This is a genomic window from Streptomyces sp. Root431 (assembly GCF_001426585.1).
GTDB lineage: Bacteria > Actinomycetota > Actinomycetes > Streptomycetales > Streptomycetaceae > Streptomyces > Streptomyces stackebrandtii.
On sequence record NZ_LMEI01000008.1, the window covers coordinates 218,767 to 245,027 of the forward strand.

Sequence of the window (26,261 nt, forward strand, 5' to 3'; positions counted from 1 at the left end):
CAATCATTCATGGGGCAATTCGGTCCATCGGGAAGAAATTCTTGCGTCGATTCCGGAGTTTGAGACCTCGACGTAACGACTGGGGTGACGGAGGCGGGTGGTGTGTCCGGATTCGATCTCCGAAACTCGCCACCCGCCGTAGCGATGTGATCTCCCGTTAACAGAAGAGATCATGGCTGAAAATCGCTGTTAGACCCTCATCAGCGAACCGGCTGGTACACCCGCTCGACACGCTGGGTTCCGTTCTTCGTCCGGTACGAGCGCGCCCAGGCGGTCGTCGCGGCCGGATCCGCCTTGTCGGAGACCGTGTAGTAGTCCATCTGCGAGTGCTCGGAGGTCACGTCGAGCACGCCGTAACCGTGGTGGTCCATGTCCACCCACTTCACGTGGCGGTTGGCGGCCTTCACGGCGCCGGCGGCGACGACCGAGACGGTCCCCGGGGCCACGTGCAGCATGTCGTCCAGGTTGTCCGAGGTCACCGAGGTGACGACGAACTCCGTGGCCGCGGAGGCCGACAGCGGGTACGTCGCGGCCTTCAACGGCACGTCGTTGGCCCAGGCCATGTGGATGTCACCGGTCAGGAAGACCGTGTTCCGGATCGCCCGCGAGGTCAGGTGCGCGATCAGTTCCTTGCGGTCGTCGGTGAAGCCGTCCCACTGGTCGACGTTGACCGCGAGCCCCTCCTTCGGCAGGCCCATCAGCTCGGCCAGCGGCTCCAGGAGGTGCGCCGGCAGGGCGCCGAAGGCGATCGGCGAGATCATCACCGAGGTGCCGACCAGCTGCCAGGTCGCGTCCGAGCCGGCGAGTCCGGCCTTGAGCCAGTCCAGTTGGGCGCGGCCGGTGATCGTCCGCTCCGGGTCGTCGACCGTGCCGCTGCCCGTCTTCGCCGGGGCGGAGCGGAAGCTGCGCAGGTCGAGCAGGTGCAGATCGGCCAGCTTGCCGAAGCGCAGCCGCCGGAAGACCGTGCCCTCGGTGGAGGCGCGGACCGGCATCCACTCGAAGTACGCCTGCTTGGCGGCGGCCACGCGGGCCGCCCACTCGCCCTCGGCGCCGGGGGTGTGGTTCTCGGCCCCGCCCGTCCAGGCGTCGTTGGCGAACTCGTGGTCGTCCCAGATGGCGACGACCGGGTGGGCGGCGTGCAGCGCCTGGAGGTCGGGGTCCGTCTTGTACTTCCCGTGCCGGGTGCGGTAGTCGGCGAGCGAGACGATCTCGTGGCGCGGCTCGTGCTGCCGGACCGTGTACTTGGCCTCCGGGTAGGCGCCGCTGGCGTACTCGTAGACGTAGTCGCCGAGATGGAGGACGGCGTCCAGGTCGGCGCGGCCGGCGAGGTGGCGGTACGCGGAGAAGTGGCCGGACTCCCAGTTCGCGCAGGAGACCACGCCGAAACGGACCCCGGGGGCGGCGGCGTCGACGGCCGGCGCGGTCCGGGTGCGGGCGGCCGGCGAGACGGCGTCGCCCGCGGTGAAGCGGAACCAGTAGGCGGTCGCGGGGCGGAGGCCCCGTACGTCGGCCTTCACGGTGTGGTCGGCGGAGGCGCTCGCCGTGGTCGAACCGGCGGCGGCGATCCGGGTGAAGCCGCGGTCCTCGGCGAGCTCCCAGCCGACCGTGACGTCCGGGCCGAGCCCGGATCCGGGCACGGCCTCGGGGGAAGGGGTGACGCGCGTCCAGAGGAGGACGCCGTCGGGCAGCGGGTCGCCGGAGGCGACGCCGTGGAGGAAGGCGGGTGCCGTGGAGTCCGCGAGGGCGGGGGAGGCGGCGCCGAGGAGGGCGGGCGCGGCGACGGCGGTGACGGCGGCGGCCTTGACGACCGTGCGCCGGCTGGGGGCAGGAGATATGAACTGACTGGTCACGGGCAGTCAGATTACTGACGGGTAGGCCCGTTGGGCAGGCGAATCCCGGAAATTCGTCGACTTGTCGCCCCTACGTCGCCCGGCCCCGGACCGCAGGGGTCCGGGGCCGGGCGACATGGCGGCACGAGGCCGTGGGCGGAGGGCCCGTGGAAGGTGGCGGGCGTCAGGCCTTGAGGGCCGCGTCGATCGCCGTCGCGAACTGATCGGCCGTCATCGGCGGGGCGTCGGAGCCCGCCGCCGTGACCGGCTTGCCGTCCATCTTCAGCGTCGGCGTACCCGTCACACCGCTCTTGTCGAAGGCCTCGGACATCTTCATCGCCCAGGCGTCGAAGGTGCCGTCCTCGACGTTCTTCTTGAACTCGGCGTTGCTCTTCAGGGCCGGGACCGTGTCCGCGACCTCCAGGAGGTACGAGTCCTTGGCGAACTTGTCCTGGTTCTCCTCCGGGTGGAACTCCGTCGAGTACAGCGCCGACTTGTACTTCAGGAAGGCCTCGGGGCTCACGTTCAGGGCCGCGCCCAGGGCCGAGAGGGCGTTCTTCGAGCCCTCGCCCGGGACGCCGTTGTCGATGAAGGTGGCGCCGACGTACTTGATCTTGTACTTGCCGGACTCGACGTCCTTCTCGATCCTGGAGCCCACGCCCTGCTCGAAGGTCGCGCAGACCGGGCAGCGCGAGTCCTCGTACAGCTCCAGGGTCTTCTTCGCCGACGACTTGCCGATGACGACCGTCGTGCCGTTCGTGCCCGAGGTGTTCTTCGGGGCCGTCACGTTCGTCGCCTTCGCCGCCGTCTCCCACTGGGTCGGCTTGTTGGACTGCACGACCGCGTAGCCGATGCCGCCGGCGGCGGCCAGGACGGCCACGGCCGAGACGCCGACGACGAGCTGGCGGCGCGCCCGGTCCTTCTTCGCCTGGCGCTCGCGCTCGACGCGCAGACGCTCGCGGGCGGCGGCCTTGTTGGTCTGGCTGTTGCGTGCACTCATGATCGTGATCTCCGTGAAGGTGAGAAAGAAGAGCAAGGGGGAACCGCTGTACCGGCGTCGCTCAGACGAGAGCGAAGCCCGGCACCGGCGGTCCCCGCCGCCCCACGGAGTGCACGAGGAGAAGACGGATACGAGAGGGGCGGGGCCGTCCCACCGGCCGCGCGGCCCGCGGGGCCGTACCGCCGCCGCGGAAGAAGGCCGCCACGAGCAGCAGTGGCCGGAACGCGCAGGCCGCCACCGCGCCGAGCACCCGGGCGAGCGCCCGCTCCCCGCCGCGCAGCCAGAACGCCGCCGCGAGCCCGACGCCGACGTGCGCCAGGAGCAGCAGCCACGGCAGCGCCGGGTCGGGGGAGTCGAGCAGGGCGGCCGCGGTCCCGCTTTCGGGGGCGGCCACGCCCGGCAGCGGCGCGCCCACCGCGCCACCGCAGAAGACCTCCACGCCGACCGCGCGCAGCGAACCGGCGACCGGGCCCCCGGCGGCGCCGTAACAGACCACCTGACCGCTGGTGAAGAGGGTGTCGGCCGCCAGCTCCAGCGGGACGAGGAGCCCGGCGATCGGGCCGAAGCCGCGCTCGCGGCCGGCCAGCGCGTACGCGACGGCGAAGACGGCGGCCGCGACCGGGACGACCGTCCCCAGCGGCAGCGGCACGCCGGAGAGCAGCACGTGGGACGCCACGGACAGCGTCACGACCAGTGCCGTGAAGAACGCCGCCCGCAGCGCTCTCAGCTGCGTCCCTGCCATGTCCATCGTCGTGGAGTGTCCCATGCCGTGCCGTAAGGGGTCGCTAAAGGCAGGCTGTGAACCGTCCCACCGGCCCCTCCCGCCTCTTCAGCCCGCCTCGACAGCCCGCCTCTACAGCCCGGGGATCCGGCCGTTGCGGAAGAGGTCCACGAAGATCTGGTGGTCGGCCCGCGCGCGGGCCCCGTACGTGTGGGCGAAGTCCACCAGGAGGTCGGCGAAGCCCTCCTCGTCGGCGGCGATCGCCGCGTCGATGGCCCGCTCCGTCGAGAACGGCACCAGCGACTGCCCGCTGGACTCGTCCGCCGCCGCGTGCATGGTCGCCGTCGCCCGCCCCAGGTCCGCGACGGTCGCCGCGATCTCGTCGAGGTCGTCGATGTCCGACCAGTCCAGGTCCACCGCGTACGGCGAGACCTCGGCGACCAGCTGCCCGGCGCCGTCGAGCTCCGCCCAGCCCAGCCACGGGTCCGCGTGCGCCTGGAGGGCCCGCTGCGAGATCACCGTGCGGTGGCCCTCGTGCCGGAAGTACTCCCGCACCGCCGGGTCCGTGACGTGGCGGGAGACCGCCGGGGTCTGCGCCTGCTTCATGTAGATCACGACGTCGTTCTCCAGGGCGTCGCTGTGACCCTCCAGGAGGATGTTGTACGAGGGGAGGCCGGCCGAGCCGATGCCGATCCCGCGCCGCCCGACGACGTCCTTGACCCGGTACGAGTCGGGGCGGGCCAGGCTGGACTCCGGCAGGGTCTCCAGATAGCCGTCGAAGGCGGCCAGGACCTTGTACCGGGTGGCCGCGTCCAGGTCGATCGCGCCCCCGCCGGCCGCGAAGCGGCGCTCGAAGTCGCGGATCTCCGTCATCGAGTCGAGCAGCCCGAAGCGGGTCTGCGCCCGGGCGTCGCGCAGGGCGCCGAGCAGCGCGCCGTCGGCGGTCTCCAGGGTGAAGGGCGGCACCTCGTCCTCGGCGGTGCCGGTCGCGAGGGCGTGGATCCGCTCGCGGTAGGCGGCGGCGCAGATCCGGACCCCCCGGGTGATCTGCTCGTCGCTGAGCGCCTTGGCGTAGCCGATCAGGGCGAGCGAGGCGGCGAGGCGCTTCAGGTCCCAGGTGAAGGGCCCCACGTACGCCTCGTCGAAGTCGTTGACGTTGAAGACCAGCCGGCCGTTGGCGTCCATGTACGTGCCGAAGTTCTCGGCGTGGAGATCGCCATGGATCCAGACCCGGCCGGTGCGCTCGTCCAGGTAGGGGCCGACACCTACGCTCCCGCCCTCCCGCCCGGCGGTCTCCTTCTCCAGGTCCGAGTAGAAGAGGCAGGCCGTCCCCCGGTAGAAGGCGAAGGCGGAGCCGGCCATCTTCCGGAACTTGACGCGGAAGGCCGCGGGGTCGGCGGCGAGGAGCTCGCCGAAGGCGGTGTCGAAGACGGCGAGGATGTGCTCACCGCGCTCGGCGGCGGTGGGCTGGGGGACCGACATCGAGGTGCCTCCTGGTACCGGGACGTGCTGCAAGACTGTTCATGACAATTGGGACAGGTGTTCCGTGTCTCTCAACGGGCGACCCTAGCCCCGAGTGCCCGACGTCTGTCAGTCGCGCGACGTAGACTTCCACGCTGTCCCCCCAGACTGTCCGCAGCCTGTCTCTCTGTGTTTTCCGGAGGCCTCCCGCCGTGACCAAGCCGCCCTTCACGCACCTCCACGTCCACACCCAGTACTCGCTGCTGGACGGTGCCGCGCGGCTCAAGGACATGTTCAACGCGTGCAACGAGATGGGCATGACCCATATCGCCATGTCCGACCACGGCAACCTGCACGGGGCGTACGACTTCTTCCACTCCGCGAAGAAGGCCGGGGTGACCCCGATCATCGGCATCGAGGCGTACGTCGCCCCCGAGTCCCGGCGCAACAAGCGCAAGATCCAGTGGGGCCAGCCGCACCAGAAGCGGGACGACGTCTCCGGTTCCGGTGGTTACACCCACAAGACGATCTGGGCGGCCAACGCCACCGGACTGCACAACCTCTTCAAGCTCTCCTCCGACGCGTACGCCGAGGGCTGGCTGCAGAAGTGGCCCCGGATGGACAAGGAGACCATCTCCAAGTGGTCGGAGGGGCTCATCGCCTCCACCGGCTGCCCCTCCGGCGAACTGCAGACCCGGCTCCGCCTCGGCCAGTTCGACGAGGCCCTGAAGGCCGCCTCCGAGTACCAGGACATCTTCGGCAAGGAGCGGTACTTCCTGGAGCTGATGGACCACGGCATCGAGATCGAGCGCCGGGTCCGCGACGGGCTCCTGGAGATCGGCAAGAAGCTCGGCATCCCGCCGCTCGTCACGAACGACTCGCACTACACGTACGCGCACGAGTCGACCGCGCACGACGCCCTGCTGTGCATCCAGACCGGCAAGAACCTCTCCGACCCGGACCGCTTCCGCTTCGACGGCACCGGCTACTACCTCAAGTCCACGGACGAGATGTACGCCATCGACTCCTCGGACGCCTGGCAGGAGGGCTGCCGCAACACCCTCCTGGTCGCGGAGCAGGTCAACACCGACGGCATGTTCGTCGAGAAGAACCTCATGCCGAAGTTCGACATCCCGGAGGGGTACACCGACGTCACCTGGTTCCGCGAGGAGACCATGCGGGGCATGCACCGCCGCTTCCCCGGGGGCATCCCCGAGGACCGCATGAAGCAGGTCGAGTACGAGATGGACACCATCATCTCGATGGGCTTCCCCGGCTACTTCCTCGTCGTCGCCGACTTCATCATGTGGGCGAAGAAGCAGGGCATCGCCGTGGGCCCCGGCCGAGGCTCCGCGGCCGGCTCGATCGTCGCGTACGCCATGGGCATCACCGACCTCGACCCGATCCCGCACGGACTGATCTTCGAGCGCTTCCTCAACCCCGAGCGCATCTCCATGCCCGATGTCGACATCGACTTCGACGAGCGTCGGCGCGTCGAGGTCATCCGGTACGTGACGGAGAAGTACGGCTCGGACAAGGTCGCCATGATCGGCACCTACGGCAAGATCAAGGCGAAGAACGCCATCAAGGACTCCGCGCGCGTCCTCGGCTACCCCTACGCCATGGGCGACCGGCTCACCAAGGCCATGCCCGCCGACGTCCTCGGCAAGGGCATCGACCTCAACGGCATCACCGACCCCTCGCACCCGCGCTACAGCGAGGCCGGCGAGATCCGCGCGATGTACGAGAACGAACCGGACGTCAAGAAGGTCATCGACACCGCCCGCGGCGTCGAGGGCCTGGTCCGGCAGATGGGCGTGCACGCGGCCGGCGTGATCATGTCCAGCGAGCCGATCGTCGAGCACGCGCCGATCTGGGTGCGGCACACCGACGGCGTGACCATCACGCAGTGGGACTACCCGCAGTGCGAGTCGCTCGGCCTGATCAAGATGGACTTCCTGGGCCTCAGGAACCTCACGATCATGGACGACGCCGTCAAGATGGTGAAGGCCAACAAGGGCATCGAGCTCGACCTCCTCGCCCTGCCGCTGGACGACCCCAAGACGTACGAACTGCTCTGCCGCGGTGACACGCTCGGTGTCTTCCAGTTCGACGGCGGCCCCATGCGGTCGCTGCTGCGGCTGATGAAGCCCGACAACTTCGAAGACATCTCCGCCGTCTCGGCCCTGTACCGGCCGGGCCCGATGGGCATGAACTCGCACACGAACTACGCCCTGCGCAAGAACAAGCAGCAGGAGATCACCCCGATCCACCCCGAGCTGGAGAAGCCGCTCGAAGAGGTGCTCGCGGTCACCTACGGCCTCATCGTGTACCAGGAGCAGGTGCAGAAGGCCGCCCAGATCATCGCCGGGTACTCGCTCGGCGAGGCCGACATCCTGCGCCGCGTGATGGGCAAGAAGAAGCCCGACGAGCTGGCGAAGAACTTCGTCATCTTCCAGGAGGGTGCGAAGAAGAACGGCTACAGCGACCAGGCCATCCAGGCGCTCTGGGACGTCCTGGTCCCCTTCGCCGGCTACGCCTTCAACAAGGCGCACTCCGCCGCGTACGGCCTGGTCTCCTACTGGACCGCCTACCTCAAGGCGAACTACCCCGCCGAGTACATGGCCGGTCTGCTCACCTCGGTCAAGGACGACAAGGACAAGTCCGCGGTCTACCTCAACGAGTGCCGCCGCATGGGCATCAAGGTCCTCCCGCCGAACGTGAACGAGTCCGAGTCGAACTTCGCCGCCCAGGGCGACGACGTGATCCTCTTCGGCCTCTCCGCCGTGCGGAACGTCGGCACGAACGTCGTCGAGTCGATCATCAAGTCGCGCAAGGCGAAGGGGAAGTACTCGACCTTCCCCGACTTCCTCGACAAGGTCGAGGCCGTCGTCTGCAACAAGCGGACCATCGAGTCGCTGATCAAGGCCGGCGCCTTCGACGAGATGGGCCACACCCGCAAGGGCATGGTCGCCCACCACGAACCGATGATCGACAACGTGGTGGCGGTCAAGCGCAAGGAGGCCGAGGGACAGTTCGACCTCTTCGGCGGCATGGGCGAGGAGACCAGCGACGAGCCCGGCTTCGGCCTGGACGTCGAGTTCTCCGACGTCGAGTGGGAGAAGTCGTACCTGCTCGCCCAGGAGCGCGAGATGCTCGGCCTCTACGTCTCCGACCACCCGCTCTTCGGCATCGAGCACGTCCTGTCCGACAAGACGGACGCGGCGATCTCGCAGCTCACCGGCGGCGAGCACAGCGACGGCGCGGTCGTCACCATCGGCGGCATCATCTCGGGCCTCCAGCGCAAGATGACCAAGCAGGGCAACGCCTGGGCGATCGCCACCGTCGAGGACCTGGCCGGCTCCATCGAGTGCATGTTCTTCCCCGCCACCTACCAGCTGGTCTCCACCCAGCTCGTCGAGGACACGGTCGTCTTCGTCAAGGGACGGCTCGACAAGCGCGAGGACGTGCCCCGGCTCGTCGCCATGGAACTGATGGTCCCCGACCTGTCGAACGCCGGGACCAACGCGCCGGTGATCCTCACCATCCCGACGGTGAAGGTGACCCCGCCGATGGTCAGCAGGCTCGGCGAGATCCTCAAGCACCACAAGGGCAACACCGAGGTGCGGATCAAGCTCCAGGGCCCCCGCACCACGACCGTGCTCCGGCTCGACCGGCACCGGGTGACGGCCGACCCCGCGCTCTTCGGCGACCTGAAGGTGCTCCTCGGCCCGTCCTGCCTGGCCGGCTAGCCGACACCGAACGGCCCATCACACGGAAGGGGCGCGCCCGTCGTCACGGGCGCGCCCCTTCCGGTACCTACGCGTCAGTTGTGACCGAAGCGCTTCTGCCGGCCCTTCCGGGCCATGTCACCCGGAGTCACCTGGGTGGAGCGCTGCTCGGCCTGCTGTTCCATCGAGGACTGCTGCGCCTGCTGGGCGCCGCGCTCCGCTGCCGACGCCTTCTGCTGCATACGGTCCTGCTTGCGGTTCTTGGCCATGGGGATGATGCCTCCTCAAAGGGACCTAGGGGCCAGGGCCGCTGTCAGATTCACACACGGGCGAAGGGGCCGCATTTTGGATCATTACGGAACGTAAGGGCGGGGCGGGAGTGATATCCGCCACGCCGATGATCCAGTTCCGACCGTCAAGCACCCGGCCTTCGGGCAGACTCGAAGGGAACGATGAAGATACGGAGCACCTTCCGACCCCCGAGTCCGACCCCGAGGTTCCCGAAAGAGGGTGGAACACGTGGACCGCTGCGTCGTCCTGGTGGACGCCGGCTACCTGCTGGGCGCCGCCGCCAGTCTCCTCGCCGGGGAACCGGCCCGCTCCAGGATCTCCGTCGACCACGCCGCGCTCATCCAGCAGCTGCGTGAACGCGCCGAGGCCGAGACCGCGCTGCCGCTCCTGCGGATCTACTGGTTCGACGGCGCACCCGACCGGGTGCCCCAGCCCGAGCACCGCAGACTGCGGGTCATGCCCCGGGTCACCGTCCGGCTCGGCGCCCTGACCAGGAGCGACGGACGCTGGGCGCAGAAGGGCGTCGACGCGGCCATGCACACCGAGCTGACCGAGCTCGCCCGGAACAGGGCCTGCTCCGACATCGTGCTCGTCACCGGCGACGGCGATCTGCTGCCCGGCCTGATGTCCGCCAAGGAGCACGGCGTCGCCGTCCACCTGTGGGCCGTCCAGGCCGCCGACGGCGACTACAACCAGTCCGAGGACCTCGTGGCCGAGGCCGACGAGCGGCGGGTCCTCGACCGGACCTGGATCACCCGGGCCGTCCGCGCCAGGGACCTCACCGGCATGTGCGCGCCCCCGCCCGCCCCGCGCCCCGAGATCGCCGCCATCCTCTCGGCCCCGCTGCCCGAGGCCGCCCTCGCGGCCTCCGCCGAACGGGCCGCCGAGGCCGCCGCGTCGGCGCGGAACGGGAGCGGACCGGATTCCGCGGAGGCGCCCGCCACCAACGGGCACGCCCACGGCGTCCCGGCCCCCGCCGCGGGCAAGGGCGTCCCCACGCCCAAGGACCTGGCGGGACTGCGCGGCCCCAACGGCTCGGGCGGGCCGCTCGCGCCGGTGCCGCAGGGCGCGAGCGCGCTCCGCTGGTCCTCCGACCGGGGCTGGATCGACCGGCCGGCCACTGCCCTCGGCGAACCGGCGGAGACCGCCTCGCTGCCCACCCTCGCCCTGCTCACCAGCGCCGAGCAGCGCTGGGCGGACCGCGAGGAGGACATCACGACCGTCGGCGGCGACCCGTTCGAGGTCGGACAGGTGTTCGCCCGCCGCTGGATGGAACGGCTCCCCGAACAGAGCCACGTCCAGAAGCTCTCCACCCTCTACCCCCGCATCCCGCACCGCATCGACGGCGAACTCCTCCGCTACGCGGCACGTTTCGGCCTGCTCGCCCACAAGGACGACCAGATCGACGAGCACGACCGGTACGCCATCCGGGCCGGCTTCTGGCGCGAGATCGACGTCCGTGCCGCCGCCGAACACGCCCCCGCGCCCGGAGCGGGCCCGGCGACCCCGTAGGCTCTTCCCCCGTGAGTACGGTGTGCGTGGTGCGGGATCTGGTCAAGACGTACCCCGCCACGCGCGGCAGGCGCGGTGCGCCCGCGGCACCCGAGGTGCGGGCCACCGACGGGATCAGCCTCGACGTGCGCGGCGGCGAGATCTTCGGCCTGCTCGGACCCAATGGAGCCGGCAAGTCCACCCTCGTCCGCCAGCTCACCGGACTCATGCGTCCCGACTCCGGCTCCGTCGAGCTCCTCGGCCACGACCTGGTGCGCCACCCCGAGCGGGCGGCCCGGCTCCTCGCCTACCTCGGCCAGGAGTCCACCGCCCTCGACGAGCTGACCGTCTCCCTCGCCGCCGAGACCACCGGACGCCTGCGCGGGCTCGCCGCCCACGACGCGCGCGCCGAGCGCGACGCCGTCCTGGAGGAGCTCGGCCTCACCCCGCTCGCCGGCCGCCCCCTCAAGAAGCTCTCCGGCGGTCAGCGGCGCCTCGCCTGCCTCGCCACCGCGCTCGTCGGCCGACGGCCCGTCCTCGTCCTCGACGAGCCCACCACCGGCATGGACCCCGTCGCCCGCCGCGCCGTCTGGGCCGCGGTCGACCGGCGGCGCGCCGAGCACGGCACCACCGTGCTGCTCGTCACCCACAACGTCATCGAGGCCGAGACCGTCCTCGACCGCGTCGCCGTCCTCGACCGCGGCAGGGTCATCGCCTGCGACACCCCGGCCGGACTCAAGGAACGCGTCGCGGGCGAGGTCCGCGTCGAGCTGGTGTGGCGCGAGGCGCCGCCGCTCCAGCTGCCCGAGGTCGCCGCACTGCGCGGACTCGCCCAGGAGACCGGACGCCGCTGGATCCTCCGGCTCGCCCCCGACGCCGCCCGCGCGGCCGTCGCCACCGTCACCGGCGGGGCCGCCTTCACCGCGCTCGACGACTTCACCCTGGCCACGCCCAGCCTGGAGGACGTGTACCTCGCACTGGGCGGCGCGACCGAGGGACTGGTGAAGGCATGAGCCCCGTCCGTCCCTCCCCGGGCCCCCGCAGTCCCCTCGTATCCCGTGGTCCCCTCCTTTCCCGTGGTCCCCGCGTTCCGTACGTGACCGTCAGGAGCTGTACGCAGTGAGCACCGTGCCCGCCGAGGCCCTGCCGACCGGCGCGCTCCCCGTCCGGTCGCACGACGCCGAGGACGGCGCGGCGCCCCTCGCCCCGCGCGCCCGGCTGCTGCCCTCCCTGGCCGCCGTCTACCGCGCGCAGCTCTCGCGCGCCCGCGTGGCCCGCATCCCGCTGCTCTTCGTGGCCACCTTCCAGTCGATCGGGATCATGGTCCTGATGCGCGGGGTCGTCGACGGCGGCTCCGAGGCGCGGGCCGTCGTGGCCGGCTCCACGGTCCTCGTCGTCGCCTTCGTCGCGCTCAACCTGCTCGCCCAGTACTTCGGGCAGCTGCGGGCCAGCGGCGGCCTCGACCACTACGCCACCCTGCCCGTGCCGCCGGCGGCCGTCGTGCTCGGCGCGGCCGGCGCGTACGCCTCCTTCACCGTGCCCGGGACCGTCGTCACCGCCGTCGCCGGTTCCGTGCTCTTCGGGCTGCCCCTCGGCCAGCTGTGGATCCTCGGCGCCGTCGTCCCGCTCGCCGGGGCGGCGCTCGCCGGACTCGGCGCCGCCCTCGGCCTCCTCGCGCCCCGGCAGGAGATCGCCACGCTCCTCGGCCAGCTCGGCATGTCGGCGGCGCTGCTCCTCGGCGTGCTCCCGCCCGAGCGGCTGCCGGAGCCCATCGTCTGGGCGCGGGACCTGCTGCCGTCGACGTACGGCGTGGAGGCCCTGGCCCGTACCTTCGACCCGCACCCGGACTGGGTGGCCGTCGGCCTCGACCTCGCCGTCTGCGGGGCGGTCGGCGTGGTCTCCCTGGCCGTCGCCACCTGGGCGTACCGGCGGGCCGCCGTCCGCTGAGGCGGGCCACAGACACACCTGGCACGATGGCGGGGTGACCGCACCTCTGACTCCGCCTCACCAGCCCCCGCACGACCCCGACCGGCCCGCGCCGCCTCCGCCGCCGTACGGCCCCGACGGGGACCCGATCACGGCGGCCGAGGTCGTACGGGGCGGGGTCGTGGCCCTCGTCTCCGCGGTCACGGGTGCGCTGCTCGGCCTGCTGTGGCTGTGGCTCGCGCCGCGCGTCCTGCTCATCTCGGACGGCAAGGGCGTCTTCCTGCGCGACTCCGAGGGCGAGTCGGCGATCGGCGCCGACGGGAAGTTCGTCCTCCTCGCCCTGGCCTTCGGGGCGGTCGCCGGGCTCGTCGTCTTCCTGTGGCGCCGCGAGGGCGGCGTGCCGCTCGTGCTCGGTCTGGCCCTCGGCGGCATCCTCGGATCCCTGCTCGCCTGGGGCGTGGGGACGTACTTCGGCCCGGAGCGGGACGTCGTCGCCCACGCGAAGGCCGTCGGCCCCAACGTCACCTTCGAGGCACCGCTCGAACTGAACATGGCGGCGGCCGCGATGCTGGCCTGGCCGCTCGCCGCGATGATCGTCCACCTGGCGCTCACGGCCCTCTTCGGCCCCCGCGACCCGGAACCGGACTACTGGGGGCCGCAGGACCAGCCCCAGCAGCCGCAGCAGGCACAGCCCGAGCCGAAGTCGCTCTGAGCGCCGGGCGGCCCCGGCGCCGAACGGTCAGCCGCGGCCGATCGGCGCCACGACCGCCGAGGTGAGGGCGGCCAGGTCCGCGGGGGAGAGCTCGACCTCCAGGCCGCGGCGGCCCGCCGAGATGCAGATCGTCGCGTGGTCCGAGGCCGAGGCGTCGAGGACCGTACGCAGGCGCTTGCGCTGGCCCAGCGGCGAGATGCCGCCCCGGACGTACCCCGTCGTGCGCTCCGCGGCGGCCGGGTCCGCCATCGCCGCGCGCTTCCCGCCGACCGCCGAGGCCAGCGCCTTCAGATCCAGCTGCCCCGCGACCGGGACCACCGCGACCGTCAGCTCGCCGTCGACGTCCGCCACCAGCGTCTTGAAGACCCGGTCGGGGGAGACGCCCAGCGCCTCCGCCGCCTCCTCGCCGTACGAGGGGGAGGCCGGGTCGTGCTCGTACGCGTGCAGGGTGAAGGGGGTCCCGGCCGTGGTCAGCGCGACCGTCGCCGGGGTGCCCCCGCCGTTCTTCTTCTGCTTCTTCGCCACGCGCTCTTCGCTCTCAGTTCGGGTTCGTCGGACCCTGCGTCAGATCGACCGCCGGCAGCGAGGGCAGGTGCCGCAGCACCGCCGTCTCCGCGCGCAGCAGCGCCAGCTCCTCCCGTAGCCGCGTCGCCGTGTCCGGCGCTTGGAGCAGCCGCTGCTTCGACGGGGTGTCGAGCACCGCGGCCGCCGCGACCAGGTACGACACGACCGACGGGTCGTCCGGCAGGTCGCTCGTCGTCAGCGACCGCTCCCGCGCCCCCGCCAGCCGCTTCTGGTAGTTGCGGAAGGCCCGCAGCACCCCCTCCGAGAGGGTGCCCGCGTCCTCGCCCCGCTCCTCCGGGATCTCCTCGACCTCGGCGACCAGGAACGGCCCGCTCGCGTCGACCGACAGGAGCTTCACCCGGGTCGTCCCGGTGGCCATGACCTCGAAGCTGCCGTTGGAGCGCTCGCGGATGCTCGCCGCGTCGGCGATACAGCCGACCCGGTGGAAGGCCTGGATCGGGTCGGCGCCGAAGCCGGCCGCCGGCCCCTTCTCCGGCAGCGCCGTCGGGTCCGGCATCCCGGGAGCGGTGGGCGCGACCTCGCGGCCGTCCCGGATCGCGACGACGGCGAAGCGGCGCGGCTCCGTGTCGTCGATCGTGAGCAGCTCCCGCATCATGGCGCGATAACGCTCCTCGAAGACGTTCAGCGGCAGCACGAGGCCAGGGAACAGCACCGCGTTGAGCGGGAAGAGAGGCAGGCGAGCGGTGGTCACAGCGGCCAAGCCTAATGGCCGCCGGGACCGCCCCGTCCGGCCCGTCCGTCTCCGGGCCTCCAGAGGGGCGTCCGGCCGGCCGACTCGGCCCGTACGACGTCCCGTACGGCCAGGAACCGGCGCAGAGGATCCTCCTGCACGGCGCCCTGCCGCGCCCCCCACGGGAAGGAGGTCGCGTGCGCGCCGATCCGGCGGAACTCGTCCAGCGCCTCCTCCCAGCGCGCCCGCTCCACCAGCACGTACGCGAGCAGATTGCGGACCTCCGCGGGCCACGGGTCGCCCGTCGGGAAGACGGCCGACAGCGCGAGGGCCCGGTCGGCCGCCCGGTCGAGCCGCGTCGCGGCCGCCGAACGGTCGGGCCTGGGCAGCGCCCGGAGCCGGTCGTAGGCCGCGCGGACCGGGAGTGCCCGCACGAGCGAATCCGGAGCGGCGTCGTCGGCGGCCTGCTCGGCGAAGTCGAAGGCGGCCCGGTGCGAGCCGTACCACTGCGCGGAGAGGTACTTCAGCGCGGCGACGTGGCTGCCGTAGTGGTGCGGGGAGCGGCGCACGGCCTGCTCCCACAGTGTCTCGAAGACCGTGTGGCCGGCGTGCGCCCCGCGGGCGTGGTCCAGGGCGAGCCGCCAGGGCACCGGGTCGTGCGGTGCCTCCTCGGTGATCGTCCGGATCAGCGGGTCGAGCTCGCGCAGCCGCTCGGCGCGGGCGGGGGACTCCCAGGCCCGGCGGACGGCGAGCTGCGCCGAGACGAGCAGGGCGTCGGGGTCGCGGGGCGCGGCGGAGAGCCAGTGCGCCAGCCAGTCGCCCCTGTTGTACGCGAAGGTGGCGAGCCGGGTGACGTACCGGTCGCGGTCCTCCCACTCGGCGGCGTCCCGGGTCGTGGCGAGCAGCTTCGCGGCAGGTTCCGGGTCGGCCAGGGCGGCGGCGACCAGGGCGGGGGCGAGCCGCTCGTCCGGGGCGTCGAGCAGCACGTCGTCGTCCGGCACGAGCCCGGCGGCGAGCCGCGGGGTGTGCCGGGCCGATCGGACGGCGCCGATCACGGCGCGGAGGAAGGACATGGTGCGACGTATTTTCCCACCGGGTCGTGCTGTTTCGCGCCCATCTGCCCAGCCCTTTCACCCCCACCTCACCCGGCCCCCTCACATCGCGGCCGGCCCGGCCTCTCGCAAAGCCGTCGGCGAAGGCCTTCTCGCCCGCCCCGCCCGCCCCGCCCGCGCCGTCAGCCGCGGCGCAGGAGGCGCGTCGCGCCCGCCGCCACGGTCGTCGCCAGGATCCAGCCGAGCAGTATCAGCACCGCCGCCGCCCACTGCCAGACGCCCTCCAGGCGCCAGTAGCCGTCCTGTCCGAGGTTGATCACCGGCAGCAGGAGGTCCAGCGCGTACAGCGTCCCGTTCCAGGCGGGGGCCTCTTCCGCCTTGAGCGGGACCGGGCGGTAGTGCGAGAAGGCCACCGTGCCCGCCGCCCACAGGACCGCCATCCACAGCGCGGCCCGGCCCGGCCGGTAGCCGTACGCCACCGTCCAGTCCTGGACGAAGCCCCACAGCTTCCCCGCCAGCGGCAGCGTCTCCCGCCGGCGCCGCTGCTTGGCGAGCAGCACCTCGCGCGCGTCCGCGTCCTCCCCGCTGTTGCGCAGGACCGTCGCCAGGCGCTCGTACGGCTCGGGGGCGTACTCCGGGGTCGCCGCCGCGACCCATTCGAGCCGCCGCGCCAGCGGGAAGTGCCCGTACGGCACGAGGTTCTCGTAGACGAACCCGCCCATCGCCAGGCCGCCGGGGCCCGGCCAGCTGGTCGACAGGTCGATCAGCGTGACGATCCTGGCGCCGTTGAGCACGACCCGCCCCTCCTCCGGGCGCTCGCCGTTGAACCGCAGCTCCGGGGTGGCGATCCGGCGCAGGGACACCTCCTCCCGGCGCGAGCCGTTCAGCAGGAACCGGGCGCTGTGCAGGTCCACCGCGTCGCCGAACCGGCCGTCGTCGAGGCGGACGCCGCCGTGGCACTCCACGGGCTTGCGCCGGGTGCCCTGGGCGGGCGTCACGCCGTACGGCGGGGTGGCCGTCGAGTTGGCTGTGTTTCCCGTGTTTCCCGAGGTCTCCGTCTCCTCGTACACCCAAGCCGCGTTCAGGTAGAGCGAGCGCTCCACCGTCAGCTGCGGGGCGTTGAGCGCGCGGCGCTGCTGCGCCCCGCGGAGCACGCTGCCCCGCAGGCTGAGCGAGACGCCGACCTTCGCCCCGCGCAGGCTCAGCTCTCCGTGCGTCTCGATCAGCTCGGCCTGGAGGTCCTGGGCGACGACCATCCCGTCGGCCGTGATCGCCCGCCCGCGCCGGTCCGGCCACACCTGGATCTGGTTGATGAGCAGGTCCGTGCCGATCTGCGCGTCCGTGAGCCGGATGCCGCGCGCCACGCGGCAGCGCGGCAGGTGCAGATCGCCCGTCGTGTGCAGCCGGGCCGCCTCCAGGCGCGGCATGGCGCAGGCGACCATCCGCAAGGTGCCGAACTGGGCCTCGGGGAGCACGACCTCGCCGTCGAAGCGGCAGCCGTGCAGCTCCACGTACGGCCCTATCGTCCCGCCCGCCAGATTGAGCACCCCGGTGATCCGCACCCCGCGCAGCTTCAGCGCGGCCACCCGCCCGGACCGGGCCTGCGGCCCGTCGAGCAGGAGCAGCGCCACGACGTCCGCGCGGACGCTCCGCTCCGGGCCCCACTCGCGTGTGCCGAACGGGTCGTCCCGCTCGGCGATCCCCTCCGTCAGATCGCAGGTCCTGCCGATCCGGAACGCCCGCCAGACGGCCCGCTCCGGGCCCGTCAGGCCGTCGGGCATCCCGTCCTCGTGCGGCTCGGTCACGCCGCCCCCTCGCTTTCCCCGTGGATTCGCACAGCCGTTCTTCCCGCTGTGTGACGGGCTGAACGCTAACGGTCAGGTGTGGCGACAAGACGCCACTGTGGCGTGTATCAGCCAGTGATACGGGCGTCCGGTGCCGTGGAGCCGTCTGCGAGAATTGACCCGTGATCTCTCGAATCGATCTGCGCGGCGAGACCCTCCCCGAGGGTGCCGCCCTGCGCGACCTGCTGCCCCGTGCCGAGTTCGACGTGGAAGCCGCCCTGGAGACGGTGCGGCCGATCTGCGAGGACGTCCGGCATCATGGCGCGGCGGCAGTGATCGACTACGGGGAGAAATTCGACGGCGTGCGGATCGCGAGCCTCCGCGTGCCCGCCGAGGCGATCGCCCGGGCCCTCGAAGAGCTCGACCCGGCCGTCCGGGCCGCCCTGGAGGAGTCCATCCGGCGCGCCCGCCTCGTCCACCGCGAGCAGCGCCGCACCACGCACACCAGCCACGTCGTCCCCGGCGGCACGGTCACCGAGAAGTGGATCCCCGTCGAGCGCGTCGGCCTGTACGTGCCGGGCGGCCGCTCCGTCTACCCGTCCTCCGTCGTGATGAACGTCGTCCCGGCACAGGAGGCCGGCGTCGAGGGCGTGGCCGTCGCCTCGCCCCCGCAGAAGGAGTTCGGCGGACTGCCGCACCCGACGATCCTCGCAGCCTGTGCCCTGCTCGGCGTCGACGAGGTGTACGCGGCCGGCGGCGCCCAGGCCATCGCCATGTTCGCGTACGGCACCGAGGGGACCGCCGACGAGCCCGGCTGCGCCCCCGTGAACCTGGTGACCGGCCCCGGCAACATCTACGTGGCCGCCGCCAAGCGCCTCCTCAAGGGCCGCATCGGCATCGACGCCGAGGCCGGCCCCACGGAGATCGCGATCCTCGCGGACTCCACCGCCGACCCCGTGCACGTCGCCGCCGACCTCATCAGCCAGGCCGAGCACGACCCCATGGCCGCCTCCGTCCTCGTCACCGACTCGGACGAGCTGGCCGCCGCCACCGAGGCCGAGCTGAAGACGCAGGTCGCCGCCTCCAAGCACGTCGACGACCGGATCGTCCCGGCGCTCGCCGGCCGGCAGTCCGCGATCGTCCTCGTCCGCGACCTGGCCGACGGCCTCAAGGTCGTCGACGCGTACGGCGCGGAGCACCTGGAGATCCAGACCGCCGACGCGGCCGCCGTCGCCGACCGCGTCCGCAACGCCGGCGCGATCTTCGTCGGCCCCTGGGCCCCCGTATCGCTCGGCGACTACTGCGCCGGCTCCAACCACGTACTGCCCACCGGCGGCTGTGCCTGCCACTCCTCGGGCCTCTCCGTGCAGTCGTTCCTGCGCGGCGTGCACATCGTGGACTACACGCGCGACGCCCTCGCGGACGTCGCCCACCACGTGGTGACCCTGGCCGAGGCCGAGGACCTGCCGGCCCACGGCGCCGCGATCAAGGCGAGGTTCGGATGGAAGGTGCCGGAGACCAAGTGACCGGAACCAGCGATCGATCCCCCTGGGACGAGCTCCCCGTCCGCGACGAGCTGCGCGGCAAGTCCCCGTACGGCGCGCCGCAGCTCCACGTCCCCGTCCAGTTGAACACCAACGAGAACCCCTACCCGCTGCCCGAGCCGCTCGTGGCCCGGATCGCGGAGCGGGTCGCCGAGGCCGCCCGCGGCCTCAACCGCTATCCCGACCGGGACGCGGTCGAGCTGCGCACCGAGCTCGCCCGCTACCTCTCCCGCACCGGCAAGCACCCGGTCGCCTTCGAGAACGTCTGGGCGGCCAACGGCTCCAACGAGGTCCTCCAGCAGCTGCTGCAGACCTTCGGCGGCCCCGGCCGTACCGCGATCGGCTTCGAGCCCTCGTACTCGATGCACGCCCTGATCGCCCGCGGCACCGGCACCGGCTGGATCTCCGGCCCCCGCAACGAGGACTTCACCATCGACGTGGCGGCCGCCGTCGCGGCGATCGCCGAGAACCGGCCCGACGTCGTGTTCATCACCTCGCCCAACAACCCCACCGGCACCGCGGTCGGAGCCGACACCGTCCTCGCCCTGTACGAGGCGGCCCAGGCGGCCAAGCCCTCGATCGTGGTCGTGGACGAGGCGTACGTGGAGTTCAGCCACCGCGACTCGCTGCTGCCCCTCATCGAGGGCCGGCCGAACCTGGTGGTCTCCCGGACCATGTCCAAGGCCTTCGGCGCCGCCGGACTGCGCCTCGGCTACCTCGCCGCGCACCCGGCCGTCGTCGACGCCGTCCAGCTGGTCCGGCTGCCGTACCACCTCTCCGCCGTCACCCAGGCCACCGCGCTCGCCGCCCTGGAGCACACCGAAACCCTCCTCGGGTACGTCGAGCAGCTCAAGGCCGAGCGCGACCGGCTCGTCACCGAGCTGCGCGGGATCGGCTGCGAGGTCACCGACTCGGACGCCAACTTCGTGCAGTTCGGGAAGTTCCCCGACACGCACGCGGCCTGGCAGCGGATCCTCGACCGGGGCGTCCTGGTCCGGGACAACGGCGTACCGGGATGGCTGCGGGTCACCGCCGGCACCCCCGAAGAGAACGACGCGTTCCTCGACGCGGTCCGTGAACTGATGAAGGAGCAGAAGCGATGAGCCGCGTAGGCCGCGTTGAGCGCACCACCAAGGAGACCTCCGTCGTCGTCGAGATCGACCTCGACGGCACCGGAAAGGTCGACGTGTCGACCGGGGTCGGCTTCTACGACCACATGCTCGACCAGCTCGGCCGCCACGGTCTGTTCGACCTCACGGTCAAGACCGACGGCGACCTGCACATCGACTCGCACCACACCATCGAGGACACCGCCCTCGCCCTCGGCGCCGCCTTCAAGCAGGCCCTCGGCGACAAGGTCGGCATCTACCGCTTCGGCAACTGCACCGTCCCGCTGGACGAGTCGCTCGCCCAGGTGACCGTCGACCTCTCCGGCCGTCCGTACCTCGTGCACACCGAGCCCGAGAACATGGCGCCGATGATCGGCTCGTACGACACGACGATGACCCGGCACATCTTCGAGTCCTTCGTCGCGCAGGCCCAGATCGCGCTGCACATCCACGTCCCGTACGGGCGCAACGCCCACCACATCGTGGAGTGCCAGTTCAAGGCCTTCGCCCGCGCCCTGCGCTACGCCTCGGAGCGCGACCCGCGCGCCGCCGGAATCCTCCCCTCCACGAAGGGCGCGCTCTAACCGTGAACGGCCTCTCCACCATTCTCATCGTCGTCGGGCTGTTCCTGCTCGGCGGCATCTACTCGTTCGTGAAGCAGCAGATGCCCAAGGGCCTCATCGTGCTCGTCGCCTTCGGCGCAGCGCTGTCGCTCGCCGCCGGAGTGATGCGGCTGGACGTGTGGTCATGAGCGTGACCGGCAGCCCCAAGAAGGTCGTCGTCTTCGACTACGGCTTCGGCAACATCCGCTCCGCCGAGCGCGCGCTCGCCCGGGTCGGCGCCGACGTCGAGATCACCCGCGACTACGACAAGGCCATGAACGCCGACGGACTCCTCGTCCCCGGCGTCGGCGCCTTCTCCGCCTGCATGGACGGCCTCAAGGCGGCCCGCGGCGACTGGATCGTCGGCCGCCGGCTCTCCGGCGGCCGCCCCGTCATGGGCATCTGCGTCGGCATGCAGATCCTCTTCGCCCGCGGCATCGAGCACGGCGTGGAGAGCGAGGGCCTCGACGAGTGGCCCGGTACGGTCGAGCCGTTGAACGCCCCCGTCGTCCCCCACATGGGCTGGAACACGGTCGACGCGCCGCAGGACACCGAGATGTTCGCGGACCTCGACGCCGACGCCCGGTTCTACTTCGTGCACTCCTACGCGGTGCGCGACTGGACCCTCGAGGTCGGCAACAAGAACATCCGCGCCCCCAAGGTCACCTGGGCCACCCACGGCGAGCCCTTCGTCGCGGCCGTCGAGAACGGCGCCCTGTGGGCCACCCAGTTCCACCCCGAGAAGTCCGGCGACGCCGGAGCCCAGCTCCTCACCAATTGGATCGAGACCCTCTGATCATGGCTCAGAAGCTTGAACTCCTCCCCGCCGTCGACGTCCGCGACGGTCAGGCGGTCCGTCTCGTGCACGGCGAGTCCGGCAGCGAGACCTCCTACGGCTCTCCGCTCCAGGCCGCCCTCGCCTGGCAGAGCTCGGGCGCCGAGTGGCTGCACCTGGTCGACCTCGACGCCGCCTTCGGCACCGGTGACAACCGCGCGCTGATCGCCGAGGTCGCACAGGCCATGGACATCAAGGTGGAGCTCTCCGGCGGCATCCGCGACGACGCCTCGCTCGCCGCGGCGCTCGCCACCGGCTGCACCCGCGTCAACCTCGGCACCGCCGCCCTGGAGACCCCCGAGTGGGTCGCCAAGGTCATCGCCGAGTTCGGCGACAAGATCGCCGTCGGCCTCGACGTGCGCGGCACGACGCTGCGCGGCCGCGGCTGGACCCGCGACGGCGGCGACCTGTACGAGACGATGGCCCGCCTCGACTCCGAGGGCTGCGCCCGCTACGTCGTCACCGACATCGCCAAGGACGGCACCCTCCAGGGCCCCAACCTGGAGCTCCTGAAGAACGTCTGCGCGGCCACCGACAAGCCCGTCGTCGCCTCCGGCGGCGTCTCCTCCCTGGACGACCTGCGGGCCCTGTCCGGCCTCGTGCCGCTGGGCGTCGAGGGCGCGATCGTCGGCAAGGCGCTCTACGCCGAGGCCTTCACCCTGGAAGAGGCGCTGGCGGCGGTGGCTTCCGCATGACCGACGGCGTGAAGAAGGTCGTCACCGGCGCCCCCTGGGAGGAGCAGTTCGGCTACTCCCGTGCCGTGGAGCTGCCGAACGGCCTGGTCCTCGTCGCCGGCTGCACCTCGGTGATCGGCGGCCAGATCGCCGGCGGAGGCCCGTACGACCAGACGGTGAACTCCTTCAACGTGGCCTTCGCCGCCCTGGAGCAGCTCGGCCTGGGTCCGGAGGACGTCGTCCGCACCCGGATGTACATCACCCACGCCCGGGACGTGGACGAGGTCGGCCGCGCCCACAAGGAGCTGTTCGACGCCGTCCGCCCGGCCGCGTCGATGATCATCGTCTCCGGTTTCGTCGACCCCAGCCTGGTCGTCGAGGTCGAGGTCGAGGCGTACCGGGCGGAGGTGTCCGCATGAGCCTCGCCGTACGCGTGATCCCCTGCCTGGACGTGGACAACGGCCGGGTCGTCAAGGGCGTCAACTTCCAGAACCTGCGCGACGCGGGCGACCCCGTCGAGATGGCCAAGCTGTACGACGCCGAGGGCGCCGACGAGCTGACCTTCCTCGACATCACCGCCTCCTCCGGGAACCGCGAGACGACCTACGACGTGGTGCGCCGCACCGCTGAGCAGGTCTTCATCCCGCTCACCGTGGGCGGCGGGGTCCGCTCGGCCGAGGACGTCGACAAGCTGCTGCGGGCCGGGGCCGACAAGGTGGGCGTCAACACCGCCGCCATCGAGCGCCCCGAGCTGATCCAGGAGATCGCGGAGCGCTTCGGCCGCCAGGTGCTCGTCCTCTCCGTGGACGCGCGCCGCACCGGGTCGGGCTCCTTCGAGGTCACCACGCACGGCGGGCGCCGGGGCACCGGCATCGACGCCGTCGAGTGGGCGCACCGGGCCGCCGAGCTGGGCGCGGGCGAGATCCTGCTCAACTCGATGGACGCGGACGGCACCAAGGACGGCTACGACACCGAGATGATCGCGGCCGTGCGCAAGCACGTCACGGTCCCGGTGATCGCCTCCGGCGGCGCCGGCAAGCTCTCCGACTTCCCGCCGGCCGTCGCGGCGGGCGCGGACGCGGTGCTCGCCGCCTCGGTCTTCCACTTCGGCGATCTGCGGATCTCGCAGGTCAAGGACGCACTGCGGGAGGCGGGCCACCCGGTCCGCTGAGCGGTCGTCAAGAAGGGCCCCCACGGGGGCCCTTCGTCTTCCTCGGATGCGCAGGATTATTTGTGCAATTTATGTTGTGCAAGTTTTCTTGCGCATCTAGGGTCGGTGCCATGACCTCGCAGGAGAACCGTCGGATCGCCGACCTGGGCACGCTCAAGGCCATCTCGCACCCGCTGCGGATGCGCCTCTACCGCGCCCTCTTCGTGGCCCGCACCGCCACCGCCTCCCAGCTCGCCGACCAGGTCGACGAAGCCGTCTCGCTCGTCAGCTACCACCTGCGCAAGCTCGCCGACCACGGCCTCATCGAAGAGGCCGAGACCCAGTCGGCGGACGGCCGCGAGCGCTGGTGGCAGACGAGCACGTACGGGGTCGAGATCCGCGACGAGGACGTCCGGGGCACCCCCGAACTGGCCGCCGCGAGCGACGCCCTCGGCCGCACCATCAACGAACAGCGCACCGAACTCCACCGGCGCTTCCTCGACGAGCGCCTGACCTGGTCCGACGCCTGGCGCTCCGCCTCCGTCAGCTCCGAATGGCTGCCCCGGCTCACCGCCGAGGAACTCGCCGCCCTCGGCAAGGAACTGGACGCCCTCTGCAAGAAGTACGACCAGAAGGCCCGCGCCGCCGAAGCCGCCGGCGAGACCGAGGGCCGCGAGAACGTCGCCATCCACCTCCACGCGTTCCCCTACCACTCATGACGGCCACCGAGCTCGCCGCCCCCGTCGAGTGCCCCGCCTACCGCGACCCCGGCATCCTGCGCTGGCTCGGCGCGTACACCGCCTCCACCACCGGCGACATGGTCTACCACCTGGCCCTCTCCTGGGCTGCCGTCCAGAGCGGCACCCCCGCCCAGGCCGGAATCGTCCTCGCCCTGAGCGCCGTGATGCGCGCCCTGCTGATGCTCGGCGGGGGAGTGGTCGCCGACCGCTTCGGGCCCCGGAGGGTCGTCATATCCTCCGACGCCGTCCGCTGCGTCGTCGTCCTCGGCGTCGCCGCGGCACTGGCGCTCGCCACCCCCGGCCTCTGGGTCCTCGCCGCCGTCGCGCTCGTCTTCGGAGCCGTCGACGCCGTGTTCATGCCCGCCGTCGGCGCCCTGCCGCCGCGGATCGCCTCCTCCGGACAGCTCGGCAGGGTTCAGGGGATGCGGGGTCTCGCCTACCGGATCTCGGTCCTGGTCGGCGCCCCGCTCGGCGGACTCGCGGTCGCCCTCGGCGGCTCGGCCGCCGCCTTCGGTACCGCCGGGCTCCTCTTCGCCCTCTCCCTGCCCCTGCTCCTGACGCTCCGCCTCAGGCCGCTGCCGACCGACGAGGGCGCACGGGAGAGGACCAGCGCCCTCCAGGACCTCACCGACGGGCTGCGCTACATCCGCCGCCACCGCGTCCTCGGCCCGCTGATGATCGTCGTCGCCCTCAGCGACCTCGGCTTCGTCGGCCCCCTCAACGTCGGCCTCGCGCTCCTCTCCGACCTGCGCGGCTGGGGCGCCGCCGGCATCGGCTGGGTCCTCGCCGGATTCGGTACGGGAGCGGGGGCCGCGTCCCTGCTCCTGACCGTCCGGGGCCGCGTCCCGCGCGCCGGGTTCGTCCTCTCCTGGACCATCGCCCTCGGCGCGGTGTCGATCGCCGCCCTCGCGTACGTACCGCAGCTGCCGGTGGCCGTCGCCGTGTCCGTCGCGGTCGGCCTGCTCGCTGGCCTCAGCGGCGCCCTGTGCGGAGCACTCACCCAGACCGAGTGCGACCCCGCCTACCTGGGCCGGGTCACCTCGGTGTCCACCTTCTTCAGCCTCGGCATCGCCCCGCTGAGCTTCCCGCTCACCGGCGCGGCCGTCGGCCTGTGGGGCCCCGCACCGGTCTTCACCGCCAGCGCCGCGGTCTGCGCCCTCGGCGGGCTCTTCGGCCTTGCCATGACGTCGCTCCGCCGCGCGGAACTGCCCAAGCAGTAACCCGACCGCGGGACGGGTCCCAGGGCCTGTCCGGCCTGATCCGCCGGACAGGCCTCAGAGCCCCAGCTGCTTCGTCTCGCGCAGCCGCTCGATCGCCTCCGGCTCGCCGTCCAGGGCCACCTTCGCGGTGTCCTGCCGCCCGTACAGATACATCACGAGCTCGCCCGGCTCCCCGGAAGCCGTCACCACCGGGGTGCCGCGGTGGGCGACCGCCGTCTGGCCGTTCGGGCGGCGCAGCACCAGGCCCACCGGGGCCTTCCGGCCGAGGAGCCGGGCCATGCGCTCGAGACGGGACCAGAGGGCGTCCGCGAAGACCGGGTCCAGCTCGCGCGCCGACCAGTCGGGCTGGGCCCGCCGCACGTCCTCAGCGTGGACGTAGAACTCGACGACGTTCGCCCCCTCGTCCACCTGCTTGATGGTGAACGGCGAGAACCGCGGCGGCCCCGTACGGATGAGCTGGATCAGCTCCTCGTACGGCTTGTCGGCGAACTCCGCCTGCACCCGGTCCTGCCGGTCCTTCAGCGCCGGTACGAGCGAACCCGCCGCCGCGTCCGGGCGCCGCTCGCGCACCACCACATGGGCCGCGAGGTCCCGGGTCCGCCAGCCCTCGCAGAGCGTCGGGGCATCCGGACCGGCCGCCTCCAACAGATCGGCGAGCAGAAGCCGTTCACGTTTCGCATGCGTCGACATGCCCGCCAGCGTACGACCGGCGCCACCGGTCCGCCCAGTGGACGCCCCGCCGGACACCACCCCCGGGCGCGGCACAATGGCGCCATGAGCAGCAATCTCGACCCGGCCATCGCCGCCCGCCTCAAGCGCAGCCCCGACGGGCTCGTGCCCGCCATCGCCCAGCAGTACGACACCGGCGAGGTGCTGATGCTCGGCTGGATGGACGACGAGGCCCTCCACCGCACCCTCACCACCGGCCGCTGCACCTACTGGTCCCGCAGCCGCAATGAATACTGGGTCAAGGGCGACACCTCCGGGCACGTCCAGCACGTCAAGTCCGTCGCCCTCGACTGCGACGCCGACACCGTCCTCGTCAAGGTCGACCAGGTCGGAGCCGCCTGCCACACCGGCGACCGCACCTGCTTCGACGCCGACGTGCTCCCGCTCTCCCAGTAAGGTCTGGCG

The 26,261-nt window shown here is 71.9% G+C and carries 26 protein-coding genes; 16 read left to right on the top strand and 10 right to left on the bottom strand.

Annotated features, from left to right (window positions below):
- Positions 1 to 200 precede the first annotated feature (200 nt).
- The 4 genes from ASC82_RS12095 to ASC82_RS12110 all read right to left on the bottom strand — a co-directional run bounded on the left by ASC82_RS12095 (position 201) and on the right by ASC82_RS12110 (position 5,032).
- A complete protein-coding gene (locus ASC82_RS12095) occupies positions 201 to 1,850 on the bottom strand; it encodes an alkaline phosphatase D family protein (protein ID WP_056645664.1) in 1,650 nt (549 codons plus the stop codon).
- 163 nt (positions 1,851 to 2,013) lie between these two features.
- Positions 2,014 to 2,829, bottom strand: a complete 816-nt coding sequence (locus ASC82_RS12100) for a DsbA family protein (RefSeq protein WP_056646359.1) — start codon at positions 2,827 to 2,829, stop codon at positions 2,014 to 2,016.
- A 61-nt stretch (positions 2,830 to 2,890) separates the two neighbouring features.
- The gene (locus ASC82_RS12105) at positions 2,891 to 3,577 is read right to left on the bottom strand and encodes a hypothetical protein (RefSeq protein WP_056645667.1); all 687 of its coding nucleotides are present in this window, start codon (positions 3,575 to 3,577) and stop codon (positions 2,891 to 2,893) included.
- A 105-nt stretch (positions 3,578 to 3,682) separates the two neighbouring features.
- Positions 3,683 to 5,032: a DUF2252 domain-containing protein gene (locus tag ASC82_RS12110; RefSeq protein WP_056645669.1), complete on the bottom strand. Its 1,350-nt coding sequence runs from the start codon at positions 5,030 to 5,032 to the stop codon at positions 3,683 to 3,685.
- A 191-nt stretch (positions 5,033 to 5,223) separates the two neighbouring features.
- Here ASC82_RS12110 and dnaE point away from each other — a divergent pair, with 191 nt between their 5' ends.
- On the top strand, positions 5,224 to 8,763 hold the full coding sequence (gene dnaE / locus ASC82_RS12115; RefSeq protein WP_056645671.1) for a DNA polymerase III subunit alpha: 3,540 nt from the start codon (positions 5,224 to 5,226) through the stop codon (positions 8,761 to 8,763).
- Positions 8,764 to 8,837: 74 nt separating this feature from the next.
- On the opposite strand, the gene ASC82_RS30610 is transcribed toward dnaE, so the two are convergent.
- The gene (locus ASC82_RS30610; RefSeq protein WP_199862517.1) at positions 8,838 to 9,011 is read right to left on the bottom strand and encodes a hypothetical protein; all 174 of its coding nucleotides are present in this window, start codon (positions 9,009 to 9,011) and stop codon (positions 8,838 to 8,840) included.
- A 241-nt stretch (positions 9,012 to 9,252) separates the two neighbouring features.
- Between ASC82_RS30610 and ASC82_RS12120 the strand changes: the two genes are divergently transcribed.
- The 4 genes from ASC82_RS12120 (at position 9,253) to ASC82_RS12135 (ending at position 13,162) form a co-directional block, all read left to right on the top strand.
- Positions 9,253 to 10,545, top strand: a complete 1,293-nt coding sequence (locus tag ASC82_RS12120) for an NYN domain-containing protein (protein ID WP_056645673.1) — start codon at positions 9,253 to 9,255, stop codon at positions 10,543 to 10,545.
- A 20-nt stretch (positions 10,546 to 10,565) separates the two neighbouring features.
- On the top strand, positions 10,566 to 11,537 hold the full coding sequence (locus ASC82_RS12125; RefSeq protein ID WP_199862527.1) for an ABC transporter ATP-binding protein: 972 nt from the start codon (positions 10,566 to 10,568) through the stop codon (positions 11,535 to 11,537).
- 106 nt (positions 11,538 to 11,643) lie between these two features.
- Positions 11,644 to 12,471: an ABC transporter permease gene (locus ASC82_RS12130; protein WP_056645679.1), complete on the top strand. Its 828-nt coding sequence runs from the start codon at positions 11,644 to 11,646 to the stop codon at positions 12,469 to 12,471.
- Between the two features lie 34 nt (positions 12,472 to 12,505).
- A complete protein-coding gene (locus ASC82_RS12135; RefSeq protein ID WP_056645681.1) occupies positions 12,506 to 13,162 on the top strand; it encodes a hypothetical protein in 657 nt (218 codons plus the stop codon).
- 27 nt (positions 13,163 to 13,189) lie between these two features.
- On the opposite strand, the gene ybaK is transcribed toward ASC82_RS12135, so the two are convergent.
- From ybaK to ASC82_RS12155, 4 genes are all read right to left on the bottom strand, one after another.
- Positions 13,190 to 13,687, bottom strand: a complete 498-nt coding sequence (gene ybaK, locus ASC82_RS12140; protein ID WP_056645682.1) for a Cys-tRNA(Pro) deacylase — start codon at positions 13,685 to 13,687, stop codon at positions 13,190 to 13,192.
- 13 nt (positions 13,688 to 13,700) lie between these two features.
- Positions 13,701 to 14,438: an LON peptidase substrate-binding domain-containing protein gene (locus ASC82_RS12145; RefSeq protein ID WP_024757922.1), complete on the bottom strand. Its 738-nt coding sequence runs from the start codon at positions 14,436 to 14,438 to the stop codon at positions 13,701 to 13,703.
- 11 nt (positions 14,439 to 14,449) lie between these two features.
- Entirely contained in the window at positions 14,450 to 15,490 is a 1,041-nt protein-coding gene (locus ASC82_RS12150) for a hypothetical protein (protein WP_056645685.1), read from the bottom strand.
- A gap of 161 nt (positions 15,491 to 15,651) precedes the next feature.
- On the bottom strand, positions 15,652 to 17,274 hold the full coding sequence (locus ASC82_RS12155) for a hypothetical protein (protein ID WP_056645687.1): 1,623 nt from the start codon (positions 17,272 to 17,274) through the stop codon (positions 15,652 to 15,654).
- A 161-nt stretch (positions 17,275 to 17,435) separates the two neighbouring features.
- Between ASC82_RS12155 and hisD the strand changes: the two genes are divergently transcribed.
- The 10 genes from hisD (at position 17,436) to ASC82_RS12205 (ending at position 25,127) form a co-directional block, all read left to right on the top strand.
- Entirely contained in the window at positions 17,436 to 18,779 is a 1,344-nt protein-coding gene (gene hisD / locus ASC82_RS12160; RefSeq protein ID WP_056645689.1) for a histidinol dehydrogenase, read from the top strand.
- Positions 18,776 to 19,900, top strand: coding sequence for a histidinol-phosphate transaminase (locus ASC82_RS12165; protein WP_242427639.1), 1,125 nt, complete (start codon positions 18,776 to 18,778; stop codon positions 19,898 to 19,900). Before hisD ends, ASC82_RS12165 begins: the two co-directional genes overlap by 4 nt.
- On the top strand, positions 19,897 to 20,490 hold the full coding sequence (gene hisB, locus ASC82_RS12170; RefSeq protein ID WP_015032911.1) for an imidazoleglycerol-phosphate dehydratase HisB: 594 nt from the start codon (positions 19,897 to 19,899) through the stop codon (positions 20,488 to 20,490). Before ASC82_RS12165 ends, hisB begins: the two co-directional genes overlap by 4 nt.
- Positions 20,491 to 20,492: 2 nt before the next feature.
- Positions 20,493 to 20,657 (top strand): hypothetical protein, encoded by a 165-nt coding sequence (locus ASC82_RS30615; protein WP_056645693.1) that lies wholly within the window; start codon positions 20,493 to 20,495, stop codon positions 20,655 to 20,657.
- Positions 20,654 to 21,304, top strand: coding sequence for an imidazole glycerol phosphate synthase subunit HisH (gene hisH, locus ASC82_RS12180; protein ID WP_056646361.1), 651 nt, complete (start codon positions 20,654 to 20,656; stop codon positions 21,302 to 21,304). Before ASC82_RS30615 ends, hisH begins: the two co-directional genes overlap by 4 nt.
- A 2-nt stretch (positions 21,305 to 21,306) precedes the next feature.
- Positions 21,307 to 22,038, top strand: coding sequence for a bifunctional 1-(5-phosphoribosyl)-5-((5-phosphoribosylamino)methylideneamino)imidazole-4-carboxamide isomerase/phosphoribosylanthranilate isomerase PriA (gene priA / locus ASC82_RS12185; protein ID WP_056645695.1), 732 nt, complete (start codon positions 21,307 to 21,309; stop codon positions 22,036 to 22,038).
- On the top strand, positions 22,035 to 22,436 hold the full coding sequence (locus ASC82_RS12190) for a RidA family protein (protein WP_056645698.1): 402 nt from the start codon (positions 22,035 to 22,037) through the stop codon (positions 22,434 to 22,436). Before priA ends, ASC82_RS12190 begins: the two co-directional genes overlap by 4 nt.
- The gene (gene hisF / locus ASC82_RS12195; RefSeq protein WP_056645701.1) at positions 22,433 to 23,188 is read left to right on the top strand and encodes an imidazole glycerol phosphate synthase subunit HisF; all 756 of its coding nucleotides are present in this window, start codon (positions 22,433 to 22,435) and stop codon (positions 23,186 to 23,188) included. Before ASC82_RS12190 ends, hisF begins: the two co-directional genes overlap by 4 nt.
- Before the next feature lie 110 nt (positions 23,189 to 23,298).
- Positions 23,299 to 23,886 carry a helix-turn-helix domain-containing protein gene (locus tag ASC82_RS12200; RefSeq protein ID WP_056645704.1) on the top strand — a complete coding sequence of 196 codons (588 nt, stop codon included), beginning with the start codon at positions 23,299 to 23,301 and terminating at the stop codon, positions 23,884 to 23,886.
- Positions 23,883 to 25,127 (top strand): MFS transporter, encoded by a 1,245-nt coding sequence (locus tag ASC82_RS12205; protein ID WP_056645707.1) that lies wholly within the window; start codon positions 23,883 to 23,885, stop codon positions 25,125 to 25,127. The genes ASC82_RS12200 and ASC82_RS12205 overlap by 4 nt, the downstream gene beginning before the upstream one ends.
- A gap of 54 nt (positions 25,128 to 25,181) precedes the next feature.
- Here the strand turns inward: ASC82_RS12205 and ASC82_RS12210 are convergent, their stop codons facing one another.
- Entirely contained in the window at positions 25,182 to 25,817 is a 636-nt protein-coding gene (locus ASC82_RS12210) for a TIGR03085 family metal-binding protein (protein ID WP_056645708.1), read from the bottom strand.
- 84 nt (positions 25,818 to 25,901) lie between these two features.
- Here ASC82_RS12210 and hisI point away from each other — a divergent pair, with 84 nt between their 5' ends.
- On the top strand, positions 25,902 to 26,252 hold the full coding sequence (hisI, locus tag ASC82_RS12215; protein ID WP_024757910.1) for a phosphoribosyl-AMP cyclohydrolase: 351 nt from the start codon (positions 25,902 to 25,904) through the stop codon (positions 26,250 to 26,252).
- Positions 26,253 to 26,261 lie beyond the last annotated feature (9 nt).

Bases quoted from the DNA above. Each gene is read 5' to 3' on its own strand.
- hisI (WP_024757910.1), top strand. From the start codon at position 25,902: ATGAGCAGCAATCTCGACCCGGCCATCGCCGCCCGCCTCAAGCGCAGC.
- hisH (WP_056646361.1), top strand. From the start codon at position 20,654: ATGAGCGTGACCGGCAGCCCCAAGAAGGTCGTCGTCTTCGACTACGGC.
- ASC82_RS30610 (WP_199862517.1), bottom strand. From the start codon at position 9,011: ATGGCCAAGAACCGCAAGCAGGACCGTATGCAGCAGAAGGCGTCGGCA.
- ASC82_RS12105 (WP_056645667.1), bottom strand. From the start codon at position 3,577: ATGGACATGGCAGGGACGCAGCTGAGAGCGCTGCGGGCGGCGTTCTTC.
- ASC82_RS12100 (WP_056646359.1), bottom strand. From the start codon at position 2,829: ATGAGTGCACGCAACAGCCAGACCAACAAGGCCGCCGCCCGCGAGCGT.
- ASC82_RS12150 (WP_056645685.1), bottom strand. From the start codon at position 15,490: ATGTCCTTCCTCCGCGCCGTGATCGGCGCCGTCCGATCGGCCCGGCAC.
- ASC82_RS12210 (WP_056645708.1), bottom strand. From the start codon at position 25,817: ATGTCGACGCATGCGAAACGTGAACGGCTTCTGCTCGCCGATCTGTTG.
- priA (WP_056645695.1), top strand. From the start codon at position 21,307: ATGGCTCAGAAGCTTGAACTCCTCCCCGCCGTCGACGTCCGCGACGGT.
- hisB (WP_015032911.1), top strand. From the start codon at position 19,897: ATGAGCCGCGTAGGCCGCGTTGAGCGCACCACCAAGGAGACCTCCGTC.
- ASC82_RS12200 (WP_056645704.1), top strand. From the start codon at position 23,299: ATGACCTCGCAGGAGAACCGTCGGATCGCCGACCTGGGCACGCTCAAG.
- ASC82_RS12205 (WP_056645707.1), top strand. From the start codon at position 23,883: ATGACGGCCACCGAGCTCGCCGCCCCCGTCGAGTGCCCCGCCTACCGC.
- ASC82_RS12190 (WP_056645698.1), top strand. From the start codon at position 22,035: ATGACCGACGGCGTGAAGAAGGTCGTCACCGGCGCCCCCTGGGAGGAG.
- hisF (WP_056645701.1), top strand. From the start codon at position 22,433: ATGAGCCTCGCCGTACGCGTGATCCCCTGCCTGGACGTGGACAACGGC.
- ASC82_RS12110 (WP_056645669.1), bottom strand. From the start codon at position 5,032: ATGTCGGTCCCCCAGCCCACCGCCGCCGAGCGCGGTGAGCACATCCTC.